At 46.8% G+C, this 14,396-nt stretch carries 9 protein-coding genes; all 9 read left to right on the forward strand.

Annotation, left to right across the window (positions count from 1 at the left end):
• The first annotated feature begins 15 nt into the window (after positions 1 to 15).
• The 9 genes from KHS79_RS09540 (at position 16) to KHS79_RS09580 (ending at position 14,317) form a co-directional block, all read left to right on the forward strand.
• The gene (locus KHS79_RS09540; protein ID WP_212718543.1) at positions 16 to 2,715 is read left to right on the forward strand and encodes a contractile injection system protein, VgrG/Pvc8 family; all 2,700 of its coding nucleotides are present in this window, start codon (positions 16 to 18) and stop codon (positions 2,713 to 2,715) included.
• The gene (locus KHS79_RS09545; RefSeq protein ID WP_212718544.1) at positions 2,712 to 5,357 is read left to right on the forward strand and encodes a DUF2169 family type VI secretion system accessory protein; all 2,646 of its coding nucleotides are present in this window, start codon (positions 2,712 to 2,714) and stop codon (positions 5,355 to 5,357) included. Before KHS79_RS09540 ends, KHS79_RS09545 begins: the two co-directional genes overlap by 4 nt.
• Positions 5,358 to 5,443: 86 nt before the next feature.
• A complete protein-coding gene (locus tag KHS79_RS09550) occupies positions 5,444 to 6,514 on the forward strand; it encodes a pentapeptide repeat-containing protein (protein WP_212718545.1) in 1,071 nt (356 codons plus the stop codon).
• 42 nt (positions 6,515 to 6,556) lie between these two features.
• Positions 6,557 to 7,126 carry a DUF3540 domain-containing protein gene (locus KHS79_RS09555; RefSeq protein ID WP_212718546.1) on the forward strand — a complete coding sequence of 190 codons (570 nt, stop codon included), beginning with the start codon at positions 6,557 to 6,559 and terminating at the stop codon, positions 7,124 to 7,126.
• An 18-nt stretch (positions 7,127 to 7,144) separates the two neighbouring features.
• Positions 7,145 to 7,540, forward strand: a complete 396-nt coding sequence (locus KHS79_RS09560) for a DUF4150 domain-containing protein (RefSeq protein WP_094787070.1) — start codon at positions 7,145 to 7,147, stop codon at positions 7,538 to 7,540.
• A 51-nt stretch (positions 7,541 to 7,591) separates the two neighbouring features.
• Entirely contained in the window at positions 7,592 to 8,086 is a 495-nt protein-coding gene (locus tag KHS79_RS09565; protein WP_094787071.1) for a hypothetical protein, read from the forward strand.
• Between the two features lie 54 nt (positions 8,087 to 8,140).
• Positions 8,141 to 9,535 carry a type VI secretion system baseplate subunit TssK gene (gene tssK, locus KHS79_RS09570; RefSeq protein ID WP_212718547.1) on the forward strand — a complete coding sequence of 465 codons (1,395 nt, stop codon included), beginning with the start codon at positions 8,141 to 8,143 and terminating at the stop codon, positions 9,533 to 9,535.
• Positions 9,519 to 10,277: a DotU family type IV/VI secretion system protein gene (locus tag KHS79_RS09575; RefSeq protein ID WP_212718548.1), complete on the forward strand. Its 759-nt coding sequence runs from the start codon at positions 9,519 to 9,521 to the stop codon at positions 10,275 to 10,277. The genes tssK and KHS79_RS09575 overlap by 17 nt, the downstream gene beginning before the upstream one ends.
• A gap of 77 nt (positions 10,278 to 10,354) precedes the next feature.
• On the forward strand, positions 10,355 to 14,317 hold the full coding sequence (locus tag KHS79_RS09580; protein ID WP_212718549.1) for a type VI secretion system protein: 3,963 nt from the start codon (positions 10,355 to 10,357) through the stop codon (positions 14,315 to 14,317).
• The last annotated feature ends 79 nt before the right edge of the window (positions 14,318 to 14,396 follow it).

The following is a 14,396-nucleotide window of genomic DNA, read 5'->3' on the forward strand; positions in this document are numbered from 1 at the left end:
TAGCAGGGAGGCATCATGAGCACAATTGGACAAACACAACTGCAGCAGCATGGCTATCAAGAGGTGGTCCTATATTGGGCCGTTAAGCTGCAAAGTGGTGAGTGGGTTGGGGATGAAACATTGCGCTTGGTGCAGTTGCAAGGCCAGGAAAAGGTCGGTGACTTATTCCAGTTCCAGCTTAGCTTGCGAGGAAACACTGATGCCAGCGGCTCCACCTTGACCTTTGACGCCTTACTGGGGCAACCGATAACCATCGGCATTGTTTATCCGAAGCTGGGCTCCACCCCACAAGATTTTAAAGCGGCCCTGGCGGGCTCGTCAGTACCAGGCATGGTCTTACGCAGTGGCATAGTTGCTAGTATGGCTATGGAGCAACCTGGTAGTTATCAGCTGGTCATGCGCCCTTCACTCTGGCAGTTAACGTTAACCAATGGCTATCAAATTTATCCTCAACTGTCTCTACGAGATGTCATCGCGAAGGTGCTCAAACAATTTGGTATTACGTATTCCATGATGGGTATTACCGGAAGTAGTAATCCTGCATTAACCAGAGTTCAGGATTGGTTTCAGGCGGGGGAGACAGCCTTAGCTTTTATTCAGCGAATTATCAGAAAGGCGCATATTTTTTTCTATTACCAGCACCAGCCTTGGGTGGATGAGGTTATTTTCAGCAATAGTACTGACTATCCATGGGCTTTACCTGAGCAGCCCAAATTACGCTATACCTATAGCCACTTGCCAGCACAGCATGAAGATGATGTTGTAACCCATTACCATTATCAGCAGCACATGGTATCCAGTAGTGTCGCGGCTACGCAAACTCGCCAGCAGGCTGCCTGGGAGGCAGATACCGTCGCCAATACACAGTCCTATCAAGGTAAGAGTGACACGGCTGAGGGAACACTACCGTTTTACGTTTATAAAATCTATCAATATGGATGCAGTGATCAAGAAGCTCAGCATGAGGCCGATACCCAGCAGCAAATGATTAACGCTTCTGCCACGGAGTTTTCTGGTGGTAGCCAGAGTCCCGCCCTGCAAGCAGGTTATAAATTTTCTTTGGCTGATCAGCAGGGTGAAAGTCACACCCCTAATCCCATTCAGCCCTCCCTGGCGGGACAAACCTTTGTTATTACAGAAGTCTCTCACCAAGTGAGTATTGATGGGCAGTATCAAAATACCTTCAAAGCAACTGAGCCGCAGGGGTTAATTACGGCATTTTCCATTCAAGAAACACATCAGGGCAGTGTGTTGGCGACAGTGGTTGACCATGGTGGCGGTGGTTCAGCAGTCAGTGCGGGAGAGTGGAAATATTATGCACCTGCAGTCTTTGATCTGGAACTACAGCAATGTCGAGACCGAAACAGCGCTGACTCGGTGCTGCAAGCTAAAGGAGTCTTTGTGCAGTTCAGCGTACAAGGCACTCAGTCAGAACCCTGTTGGGTCAAGCTGGCCGCTCATATGCAAAATATTCCAGAAGTGGGGGCTACGGTGGTCGTGACGCGGGCCAATGATGACTCTGAGCTGCCTGAAATTCAAAGTATTGTACAAAACAATGGCACTAAAGTGGTGACCCCCTCTGGTTGGACTGCATCCACTCATGTTGGCAGTCAATACAGTACTCAATATGGTGACAGTCAAAGTATTCGCTTTGGCAAGTTATCGCAGGTTTGTTTGAGTGAAGCGATTGGTATTGTTCAGGAAGCCTATGATTCTGGGCAGTACCGGGATAGCAGCTACTCACAGGGAGCCAGCTTCAGTTACGCTACGGCAGAAGAGGGTAAACAGGGTTTGCTGAGTAGAAGCAAGTCATGGGGCTGTACTTACAGTGAGCATTATGGCCAAAAAAGCTGGAGTCATAGTGAGATAGATAGCTCTTACAGTGAACAGCTGATGGTGGATACCGAAAGTCACAGCACCATTCAAAATAAGTCTTTGAGTTACAGCACTATAGGTGAAACGGAACAGCATAGTGAAATACTTAAAGACACCCATAGTTACTCTACCGTCAAAGGGTTGAGTTACAGTGAGTCAACCTTGGGATCTGTCGAATCTAAAAGTACGATCAAAGAAGATAATATACAGGACTCGTTGATTAAAGGTGACTCCATCAGCACTCACCAAGTGGATGGCCTGAGTGACTCAACACAGACCATGAACCAGGTCAGTAGCTCAATGACCGCCAGTACCCAGTCCAGTACCTCCGCTATTGGTACCACAACCAGTGCTAATGTCATTGGCAGTGCAACCCAAGGTACTGTGACGGGGGTCAGTATGACGTCTTCAGCCATAGGACTCACCTACAGCGCCAATGTGGTGGGGAGTAGTACTGCGGTTAACACGACAGGGGTCAGTGTCAGTGAAACGACAGTAGGGAGTAGCGTGGCAACCAATATCACTGGGGCCAGTGTAAATACCTCCGTGGTGGGGGCGAGCACAAATACCAATGTCATTGGCAGTAGTACGGATGTAGGTGTCACAGGGACTTCAACGCGAGTGAGTGTGGTAGGGGAAAGCACACAAGTGAATGTGACGGGGGTGAGTAATGATGTCAGTGTGGTGACATCGTCTAATAGTGTTTCAGTTAAGGATACCATTGCTGTTGTTGATGTGGTGGCGAGTGGTGTGCGTTTTCAGACCAGCCCAGACTTGGTGAAAACAGAAATTATTGGTACCGAAATTTCGCTGTTGTCGGCGATAAAACTGATTATGTGAGTGATGATGTTATGCAAGTCATTAAGCCTCATTCATTAAGCTTGCTGCATAAACCGCTACGCATTCAGCAACAGGATCAGTGGATATTGGCAGTCATCGGTTTTTTTCCACTGCTTACGCCATGCATACATTTTTTATCTGAACAACAGGGGTGGCCTAACTGGCTTAAGCATCTGCCTAAGCAGTGCCCTCCTGATGAGCTACTGACTAAACCAGTAGGAGAATGGTTACTCATGGGGCATGCTTATGCGCCTAATAACCCTGTTACAGATTTAGTTGTGGGGGTTCAGGTCGGCCCCCTGGTGAAGAACCTTCGAGTTCTGGGTGACCGACAATGGCATTACAACCTGGCAGGGCAAGTAGTATTTACTGAGCCGAACCTTTTTCAACGGCAGTCACTTGACTATACCCATAGCTTCGGTGGCAAAGCTTATAAAGATAATCCATTAGGGATTGGTTTTATGGCTGCTTCGCAATCACGCTGGAAAGGACCTGCTCAAGTTAAGCTGCCTAATATTGAAGACCCTGATACGCCAGTGACCAAACCCTGGGAGCATTATGAACCTGTGTCTTATGCACCACTTGATTTAAGCTGGCCGCAACGACAACGTTGGGCAGGTAGCTACGATCAACAATGGGTAAAGCAGAACTTCCCGGGTTTAGCCGCCAACGCAGACCCACGTTTAGGGAGTCGTGCACCAGTAGATCAGCAGTTAAAGCAAGGTTTCTGGCAAGGAGGTGAGTCATTCAGGTTAGCGAATCTACATCCATCACTTTCGGTCATTGAAGGGAAGCTTCCAGCATTTCGGGTACGGAGTTGGGTACGGCAGCAGGCTCAGGATACTGCAAGCAGCGAAATTCATGAACTTGCTATGAACCTGGATACGATTTGGTTTATTCCTGATGCAGGCCTAGGCGTTGCAGTTTATCGAGGGACTTGCCCGCTAAATCACCCTGATGCTGAAGATATTAAGCAGGTTTTACTGGCCTATGAGCATACTGCTGAGCCTGTTCGCCCTTATCAACATTATCAGCCGTTGCTGGAAACGGCCGGACAAAGCCTTGAAGAGCAAGTATGCCGGAGAATGAATGAGTCATTGTTAGTGCCCTCAGAGCTAGATGTTCCGAGCTCACCGTCCAGCACAGACTCGAGGCCTGATAATAACCCGCCAGAATCTACAACAGCCAAGGCTGATAAGCACAAGGCCGCCATGCAGGACTATGTTCAGCAGTTAGTGGGTGGGCCACTTAATACCTCAGCTCTGTCAAAGGTAAGCGCTTCTGCTACGGGTGAGCATGACGCAGATGCCATTACTTCTGGCGTTGATACCGCGTCGTTAACTATAACGCCCCCCAGCTGGAAAGCTGTGCAACAAGGTAAACAAGACTTATATCAGTGGCTAAAACAAACCCGTGCTATGGTGGGAAGTTTTAAGGCACAAGCCAAGCAACAACAACAGCGTGCCCATGCTGCTTTAACATCATTGAAAGAGGTGAGTGCAGACCAACAAAGCACTGAACCTGCTAAGCCCCGTAAAGCTTCTATATCATCTATTCATGAAGTGAGTCATGCAGCCGCCATTGATCAGGCTCAGCTAGCACAGTGGCAGCAGCAAACGGAGCAGGGCCAATACCAGGCAAGGCTTCATTCTCCTACCGCTATCGTGGGGGATGATCAGCTAGATCCGCAAAGTAAACGTCAACTTATTGTTAATCACTTACGCCAAGCTCGCTCGCTAAAGGGGATGGATTGTGCCGGGGTAGACATACGAGGGCTTGATTTACAGGGTATTGATGCACAGCAAGCCTTGTTTGAGAACTGTAACCTACAGGGCGTGAATTGTGCGGGAGGTAATTTTCAAGGTGCTGTGTTTACAGGGGCCTGTCTCGCACAGGCAAACTTCAGGGGCAGCCAGTTACAGCATGCAAACCTGTCTCAGGTAAATGCCCAGGACACTTGCTTTGAGGGCGTAGTATTTGACCATGGACTGGCAGAGCAGGCTGACTTTAGCAGAGCAGACTGTCGCAAGGTACAAGCCAGACATTGGCGCGCCCGTGCATTGCTTTGTCCAAACAGCCAGTGGCAGGCATCGGTGTTAGTGGATGTATTACTACTTGGGGCAAATGGCACTGCGTCCTCGTGGCAACAGAGTCAATGGCATCAGGTTATTGCTTATCAGGCTGAGTTTAATCAGGTTGACTGGCAGCAGACACGCTTTTCCAGGTGTGTACTCATGGGCGTTAAGGCCGAAAATGCAAATTGTCAGCAAGCCCATTGGCAGCAGGTATTTTGTGGCAGTGCAACATGTAACGGTTGGCAAGGTACTGGTTTTCAGGCCTATCAGTGCAGTTGGCGCGAAAGCCCTTTACGGGGGAGTCAGCTGAAACAGGCACAGTTTGCTTATTGTGACTTTAGCCAGTGCGATTTATCCCAATGTCAGGCCAATGACAGCCATTGGTATCGCTGCTTATTTGGACATACTCAGCTACAAAACAGTGAGTTTGCTCGTGCTAACTTTTTGCAAAGCCGTTGCCGAGGAAGTCGGTGGTATCAGTGTGAGCTAACCAATGCCAGCCTGGTCCAAGTAGATTTTACCCATGCCAAGCTGGAAGACTGCTCAGTAACAGATGTGTATCGCTAGCGTTCAAGTGCTACGCTCAAATAAGGATTAAATGCACTATTCATTTAAATGATTAAGCCTTAAGGGAATAAGTAGAGTGAAAGCGCATGGACAATGATGCCTCCCAGCCAAGTATTGAACAGTGTGTTCAACTTGGCTTGCCTATCAAGCAGCGCTGTTTTGATGGACAAACGGTGTTTAATCGTAAATGGGAACAGCTGACCTTTATTCAGTGCTCATTTCGTGGCTGTCTGTGGGTTGACTGTAAGCTGGATAAGTCGGTTTTTATTGAATGTGATTTTACCGAGTCTCGATGGCAGTCAGTGTCGCTGCTCCATGTTAGCTTTGTTCGCAGTTTATTGCCTGCCGCTGTTTTCTGTACAGAGACTTACCACGGTGTGAGTTTTTCTGAATGTGACTTACAGTTGAGCTGTTGGGCTGAAAGCCTATGGCGGCGCTGTGTGTGGCTTAAATGCAAGCTGCAAGGCAGCCAGTGGTTGCAGGCAACACTGGTGCAGTCCTGCCTGGTGGACTGTGAACTAAGAGCCGCTGATTTTAGAAATACCATGTTGCAGCAGACCGCTATGTTATCAGTACCCTGGCAAACCATGATTATACAGGGGATGCAGGCAAACCAGTCAGTGTTAAAGCAAGGTGACTGGCAGGGTTGTGACTTGCAGGGGGTGAGTCTCCAGCAATGTAATTTGCAAGAGGGAAACTTTTGCCAAGTGAATGCTTCAGGGGCTGACTTAACTGAAGCTAATTTGAGTTTCAGTCAATGGCAGCTAGCGAATTGTAAAGGCGTCACTGCGCCGCGTTCATTATGGCTAAATGCCCAGTTACAGGAAGTCGATTTTTCTGAAGCAACAATGGAAAGTGCCGTCTTTCAAAAAGCTGATTTGGTTGCTTGTCGGTTTATGCATAGCAACTTAGAAAAAAGCTGTTGGCGATTTGCCAGTGTTAATAGGGTTGATTTTCGAGGTGCTAACTGCAGTTATGCGGACTTTTCTCATGCAGTGTTAGCGGATAATCACTGGTTGGGTACCGTGTTAGATCATAGCCACATTCATAACACTGAAGGGGACTTAACCGCTTGGCATCGCGCAACCTATGTGCAAACAACGGATGACAAGCTACTTGATGCTGAGCGCCCCATTCTTCATTGGGAAAAAAATTGACCAAAAGCCAATGGATTAGTTTTTAAGCATAAGGAGTATGCAATGACAGCACTTACTTCTCAGGTCCAAATGGTACCTGAAGATCCGGTTTGGCAGTTGCAGTGTTTTCAGGTGATTCAGCAGGAGCGTGAAGGCACCTGGCGTTTAGCTGATGGGCGACGGGTTAAACAAGCAGTAAGTTGTTTAGTTACCCCGCAGGTAGGGGATCATGTGCTGGTGGCAATGGCCCAGAATGGCAGCCAAAGCGGAGCCGATAGTTTTATTGTGCATATTTTGCAGCGGGAGCGTTGCGACTCAGTGCAATTGAATGTGCCTGGAGCAATACAAGTTCAGTGGCAGCAGGAGCAGATTGCACTTTTGGCGAAAAGCAAACTGACACTCTTTGCAGCACAGCAAGTGGATTTGGGCAGTTTAGAGCAGCTATTGATTCAAGGAAAACACCAGGTTTATACCGCTTGGGAGACAGCCGTCAGTCATGTTCAGCATTTTGTCCAGCAAGTAGACAGTTACACCTTAACGGCGAAGCACTTACTGAAGCTACATGGAGAGTATCAACTGCTGACGGCGGATAAGGAAATCAAAGCCGATGCGGATCGAATTATGATGGGGTAAATCAAAAGGAAGCAGAGGGTGTTTGCCAATAACAATTTAAGTGTAATGAATTTTGCATTTCCTGATGTTTGCTATGAGCCAGCGCCAGGACCTGTTCCATTTCCGTTGTTAAATATTGCGTTTTCTTCAACCCATGTACCCAGTCAATATCAACTGTTTTTTGGGACAGGGCTTGCTGAAAACCTGTTAACTACAGGTACGGTAAGTACGGGAGATGAGGCGGGGGTCGAGTTAGGAATGGTATCAGGCATGATCATTGGGCCAGATCAGTACTTGATGGGCAGCACCAAAACCTATGTGGGGGTGGTGCCTGCTACGCGGCTAACCAGCTTAACAGGTCAGAATGGTTATATTTCTAATGCTATTGGCTTATCACTGACACCTGGTCAAGTAAAAGTCTTGCTATTGAGCTAGATTCACGGGCAGGTTTGAGATGAAAGATCCAGTTTGGCACAGGGATGAATAATGATGAAAAAAAGGTGCAGTTGGCCAATGACCTTATGCTGGGGATTAATCACAGTTGCCATTAGTGGTTGTAGTGGTGTGACAGAAAAAATAACTAACCTGTGGTCATCACCCAACGCGGTAAAAGAAATAGCTGTGGTGGCTGAACCCGCCGCTAATCAAAACTCAGCTACTGCACTTGATATCGTATTTGTGTATGAAAATGAATTGGTAAAGCAACTTCCTGATACGGGGCCAAAGTGGTTTCAAGCACGCGCTCAATGGCAACAGCAATACCCACAGCAGTTTGAGTGGATTTCATTGCAGATTCCTCCTGGGCAGCAGGTTAAACAGGTGACTTTGCCGGATCGTGCCAGTGACGCACAGTATATTGTAGGGTTTGCTAACTATCTGACTGAACAAGGTCAATACCCTTTCAACCTCACTCCGCTAAAGCAGGTTCAAATTCGCTTACAGGCGGATCGTATTGAAGTCATCGATAAAACCATGAACTGAGGTTGGATCATTTAACGAGTGCAGGATGCATCAATGAGATCAATGGAGTGATATATGAGCCAGCGTTTGCCAGAAAAGATTCAATGGGCAGAAGGGATGCTTCTGACGCCCCAACACTTTCAGCAGCAGGATCACTATTGGCAGGCGATGTTACAGTTCAGTCGGGCACTACAACAACCTTATCACTGGGGGATTGTTGACTGCCAAATAGGTCAAGCGGCTTTACATGAAGGGCAGTTAGTGGTTGAAAAGCTGCAGGCCGTGATGCCTTCAGGCCTGTTTGTGCAATATCCACCTCATGAGCCACAAACTCCACTAGCCGTTGACCTGACCCAACTCAAAATGGGAACAAGTTGTACTGTGCAACTGGCGGTTCCTCAGCCCCTGCAAAATGGTGGGCAAGGCCAAGCTGTACAGCGTTATGTTCCCGGCTCTCAGCAGTTAGTGGTGGATGAAAATACTGGAGTAGGGGAAGTCGCGATTTATCGGGTATGCCCTAAGCTGACACTGCAGACTGGAGAAACATTACCTCCGCAGTGGGAGACCCTTAAGCTCTTTGAGGTGGCTTCAAGCCATAACGGCGAGCTGCAGCTTACCGATTACCATCCTCCAATGCTGTTTTTGGAAAGTAGCTTGGTGATGGGAGACCAAGCCTTAAGTAATCGAGTTCAACAGTTGGTGCAACGACTCAGGACAAAGGCTACTGAGCTAGCAGGGAGTACTCCTGGTCATGGTGCTACGGCAAGTCCACAGCAACGGCCAACAATTTATCAGTTAGTGGCAGCGCTTCCGGCACTCGAAGTGCTGGTTCGCTCAGGGAAAGTTCATCCATTTACCTTATATTTAAAGCTCGCCGAAGTCATAGGGGCACTGTCTCCACTGGAAGCGAGCCTGCTGCCCATGCGCTTGCCCAAGTATGACCATAATAATATTGCAGCAGTTTTTAACCCTGTATTGCAGTCAATTGACAGGCTTATCAGTAAAGTTAATGTGGCCTATGATGCCTTACCTTTTGAAAAGCAAGCGACAGGTCGCTTTATCCGGATATTGGGTGAACGCCTTTTACAAGAGCCTTTATTACTGGAATTAACACCACATCCTGGGCAGTCAAGCCGGCAAATGTTGGAGTGGCTGAAAACAGCACGTATTGCCAGCGAAAAAATTATGCCCATTTTACGCCAGCGAAGATTGACGGGGGCTATAGTCCGTCGCTTATCAACTGCCCAGTGTTCACAGTGGGGGTTAACTGATAACGGCTGTTGGTATTTGTTAAGAAATCAGCAAATAACACTTCAGGATAAGGCGGAACCTGTAATTGCTCAGCAGCAGCCATTGTGTATTGAAGGCTCGGTCAGCGAGTCTGGACCTGCGGCCATTACCCTCTACCGACCAAGACGGAAAGTCACTAAACCTGAGCAAAAGGAATTGGCTGATGTCAATGTATGTTAATGACGGCGATCATCAGCTGGTTAGCTTGTTTACTGCGTTTTACCAACAACTGGCACAATTAAAATCATTACAGCGTGAAGGTGAGCTTAGTACTTGGTTACTGGAAGAAAACCAAGCGCTTGCCATTAATGAGGTTGAGTTAGCCGCATTGGTACAAAATCGCTTATTAGCTCAGCTGCACCAGCAAGCAGAGCTGTTACAGAGTATGGGGTCGCAGGGAGAGGTGCGAGCTTATCGCATGGCACAGTATGTGATGGCAGTATTGGCCGATGAAATTCTGTTGTTGGAATGTGAATGGCAAGGAAAAGCCTGTTGGACCGAGTTTTTGCTTGAGACCCAGTTATTTAATAGCGCAACAGGGGGAGAAGGGTTTTATCACTATTTGGATAAACTACTATCGATTCGCCTTAAGAAGCCTGTGCATCACTCATTAGCCGCAATATTTCTAATGGCTCTGCAGCTGGGTTTTCGAGGGCAATATCGTGGTAGTCAAGGCGCACCGGTTATTGAGCAATATCGGCAAAAGTTAGGGCGCTTTTTAGGGGCAGGGGTAAGTTTGAGTGCTGAGCGGTTGTTTCGCCAGGCTTATCAGGGACAGCTCGGTAATATTCAGTTAGCAAAACTTCGCCCGATGTTGCGCTGGTGGATTATGATGGGGGCGGGAGCAGCTACGTACCTGGTGATTTCTTCTGTAATTTGGCTGGCTTCAATTCAACGTGTTCAGCACATTATTGCTAGCTAGCCCCCTGTATCAGGGTAGTATTCTCCGTCCCAAGTATGGTTAATCGTGGACAATTAAGGCAAGGATAGGGATGTATTGTGAACACATGGGTTGTGTTTTTTATTATTTTGCTAATTGGACTGATTATTTTTTCGGTAATGGCTTGGTTTATTGGCCGCCGAGCAGATAAACCAATACGTTACCAACCATTACCGCTAGCTTCTGCTAAGAAACACTGGCGTCAGTTTCTGGTGATAGCCTGGTCATGGCTTAAGCAGTTTAAAGCTTACTTGCAGCGGCAGTGGTGGCGTTGGCATCAGCGTCGTCAAGGTGCTTACTGGTTACCTTGGGTTTTACTGTTAGGTGATAACGGAGCCGGTCGCCACAGCCTGTTAGCATCATTGCAGCGGCAGCAACAGTTATTAAGCCATGAAGATTGCTGGGGGTTTTCTCATCAAACCCAGTGGGACTGGTTGGCAACTGATCTAGGGGTACTGGTTACTCTTCCTCACTCTGACCAGCCTATAAAAGAAGTGTGGGAGCATCATTTAAGGCATCTAGTAGTATTGAGATCAGAGCGGCCACTTGATGGCGTGGTGGTGGTTATTGATGTCCCACAGCTGTTGATGGATGACCCCTTAACGCAAACCCAGCAAATCAAACTTTATCAGCATTTACTACACAGCTTACCGGATAATCTCGGCTTTCAGTTACCCGTCTATGTGTTATTGACACAGGCCGATGTATTACCTGGCTTTACCTTATTTTGGCAGGAGCTGGATGATGCTCAGCAAGGTGAAATGGTTGGCTGGTCAAATCCATATCCAGTGGCTGAACCTTTTAATGTGGAATGGGCAGAAGAGGGCTTATCGTCAATTCGCCAGGGGTTGGAACATTATTTATTACAGCGAGCAACTCGTGGTGAGCTAGAAAGCGCGGATGAGGTTTTTTTATTTGCAGAGCAGTTTAACCGTTTACAAACACCACTGATGTGTTGGCTTACAGCGTTATTTGGACAGCCAGAAGCACCTCAAGGGCTTCTGTTCAGAGGGGTTTACTGTTGTGGGAGTGTAGCGGCTGAAGGTCAGTTTCAAAAAGAAATTCGGAGTGATATCTGGTTTCTTAGCCATTTATTTGGCCAGAAGTGCTTTTCTGAAAAGCATTTAGCGCAGCCTAGTCATCAAGGGATATGGCAACGAGATCAGCAAAATCGTCGTTGGCGCTGGGGCTTTGCTGTTGGCGCACTATTGTTGGCTGCAGGATTAACGGTAACGACCATAAAACTCCAGCAGCAAGTGGATACTGTTGTTTACTCACTAAAGCTTTTGCAACAGCCTACCCAGAATGCACAAAGAGAGCATGGGTGTATTAGTAAAACAACGGTGTTTGACTTGCTTGATCATGTGGCCCGGCTGGATACTCACATGTCGTTTGCCGCAATTCCACTGTCTTGGGTGGATAACCGTGTTGGTCAGCAAACAACGCGCTTTGTTGCAGAGCAAGCCTTTGCCGATGTGATTTTTCCGAGCCTGGCGTGCCATCTTCAACATGATATCGATACGCTATCAGGTTACGTATTACCGACGCTGGGAGCAGATAAGTCGGTTACGCACTTGGCTGAAGTGCAGCAGGCACTCATAGACTATACCCAGAAGTGGCAAGTGCTTGAGAAAAACCTAGCGTTATTTCGACAAATCAGTGAGTTCACGGATCACTATCGAACCGATGAAATATTCCCCTTATTTGAACAAGTCACAGATTATGTGTTTGGGGAACAACTACCAATCAGTACTAAGCGACTAAATGGCTTACATCGTGCCGCCTTAGCTAATGTGATTTACCAAGAGTGGCCTTCAGTAAATGAAGCTACGCAGATACTAGTGAGTCAGCGTATTAGTGAAGGTTTTGTGGGTTGGCGTCAGAGCTTGCAGGATGCATTGGTTCAGGGGGAAGACTGGCTTCGTAACTTGCGGCAGCATACTGCTCAAGACCAGTCGCAGCTGATTAGTTTAGCTAGCTGGCTAACCTGGATTGATCAGCAGTGGCTTGCCAGTGGTCTAGAAGAAAATAACTGTGAACAGCTGAGAAATCAGTGGTTACCTCCAGTTAAAGCACTAGTGCAAGATTATGGTTATCCATTGTCTGTTTCTCCGTTGACTGCCAGTCTTCAGCCTGATCATTGTGATCAGCGTATTGATCATCAACTACTGGCGATGCAAGTTTCCCCTTATGGCCACTTATTTCGTAGTGATGCTAAGGGGGGGATTTACTTAGCAGACCCTTTGAAAGAGGAGGTATCTGGTTTTTATGCAGTCAGTGAGCTGGATTATTTTAATATTGAGCCAACCAAGCAGATGCAGTGTCCTGCAACATTACGGGGGTGGAATGCCCAGCCACTTCAACTATTGCTTGCGGCTTTACGGGAATATCAACAGTTTATGGTGAGTCGCAAACTGGAATTGCAACAGGCCGATTTACCACTCTATGCAGCTATGGCCAAGGATCACTTACAGGGGGTTAGTGAACACCTGTTGAGCAAGGCTCAGTTGACCAGTACGTTAGCTGATACGATGGACAGCTCAACAACCAATATTGTTTTGGCACAAGAGCGTCTTATTATCAACACTGAACAGCAGTTTAAGGAAGTATTGTCAGCCCTGTTATTAATTATGGGGCAATTTCAACAGGTGCAGCTGATTGCACAGCAACAAGCGCTGTCCCAGTGTATTCAGCTTTTCGCATTAGCACAATTACGGGACATTAAATTATTGGCGGTGTCCAGCAAACTGTACGAACCAAAAGTAAACTCGCAACAGCCTAAGGATACCAGTCAGCTGTTGTATAGCTTAGGGGACAAAAGTAAAACACAGGAGTTTTTGCAACAACAATGGCAGCGCAGCCAAATTATTGTTGGTTATACCACGCCTTATTTATTTGTGCTGAATAACACTTATGATTCTAATAATGGGACAAGCGGGGCTGGTGCTGTAAAACAGTTTTGGCGTAATACCATCAATGAGATGCAAGCCTATCAAGCTCAGAATAATGACCAAGGTGAAGTCGGTAAACTCAATCATTTTATTACAAATCAACTGAGTCAATTAACGCTGGATAACTGTAGTCAGCGCTTAGCATCATATACCCCTCTAACCACCACTAGTGATTTATTTGCTCGTCAATATCAGCAGTTAGAGCAGCATGCAATGCTGTGGTGTGATAATCAACAACTTGCTTTGGCCTACGAACACTACCGTGAAATAGCACAAGCTTTCAATAGTCTTTTAGCTGGGCGTTATCCTTTTGCTCAGCCAACGGCTAAGGATGTTTCTCTAGAGGCAATACAACAGTTTTTAGCTCTTTATGATCAGCGCCAAGAGGCATTATCAATTTTAAAAAATTTACCTATCCAAAACTCTTCATTTTCATCACAAGGTATACTCAGTAGCGCTGACTTAAGTGAAAAATTTAATAAAAACATAAACTGGAAAAAAGTCGCTGCATTTTTGGCGCAGCTTGATAAGGTACTGCCTTTTTTTAAAACCTATATAGCGGAGCAAACACCGCAGCAAAATGGTATCAAATTAAAGCTTACTTTTCGTGCTAAACCAAAAGACTCTCCTGGGAGTGAACAATTAATTAGCTGGGCACTATTAAGTGGTGAAGAGCGCTCAACCTACCCAAATGGTAATGATCAACTTCATTGGGTGATGGGTGATCCTATTCAGCTTGATTTAACATGGGCAACACAGTCTTCTTTATTACCCTTGGTAGATCCTAAACAAAATACAATGGATATTGTTAATGAGCGAACTGCACGATTTTCGGTCTCTGGACAATGGTCACTCTTGAAGTGGTTACAAGCATTTGGCTCTTATACAACAAGTGCGGCTGACGAAGTGCTATTAGCTTTTAAGGTACCGATTAAACATCGTGATCAGTCACAGCCTCAAGGTGAAAGCAGGTTATTTTTAGCCATGCAGGGGCTACAGGTAAAAGATGGTCAAGAACAGCCACTGGTATTACCTGTTCAGTTTCCAACACAAGCCCCTGCAACTTGGTAGTGATATTCAAACAGTGTTAACAGGCCCTAGTTGAGCATTTAACAATGATAATTAAAGTTGGCGGGTGCATCATGCCACT

The organism is Zooshikella ganghwensis (genome assembly GCF_018263875.1).
GTDB lineage: Bacteria > Pseudomonadota > Gammaproteobacteria > Pseudomonadales > Zooshikellaceae > Zooshikella > Zooshikella ganghwensis.

Coding starts and splice junctions, on each gene's coding strand:
- KHS79_RS09540 (WP_212718543.1), top strand. CDS start 16: ATGAGCACAATTGGACAAACACAACTGCAGCAGCATGGCTATCAAGAG.
- KHS79_RS09550 (WP_212718545.1), top strand. CDS start 5,444: ATGGACAATGATGCCTCCCAGCCAAGTATTGAACAGTGTGTTCAACTT.
- KHS79_RS09555 (WP_212718546.1), top strand. CDS start 6,557: ATGACAGCACTTACTTCTCAGGTCCAAATGGTACCTGAAGATCCGGTT.
- KHS79_RS09565 (WP_094787071.1), top strand. CDS start 7,592: ATGATGAAAAAAAGGTGCAGTTGGCCAATGACCTTATGCTGGGGATTA.
- tssK (WP_212718547.1), top strand. CDS start 8,141: ATGAGCCAGCGTTTGCCAGAAAAGATTCAATGGGCAGAAGGGATGCTT.
- KHS79_RS09575 (WP_212718548.1), top strand. CDS start 9,519: ATGTCAATGTATGTTAATGACGGCGATCATCAGCTGGTTAGCTTGTTT.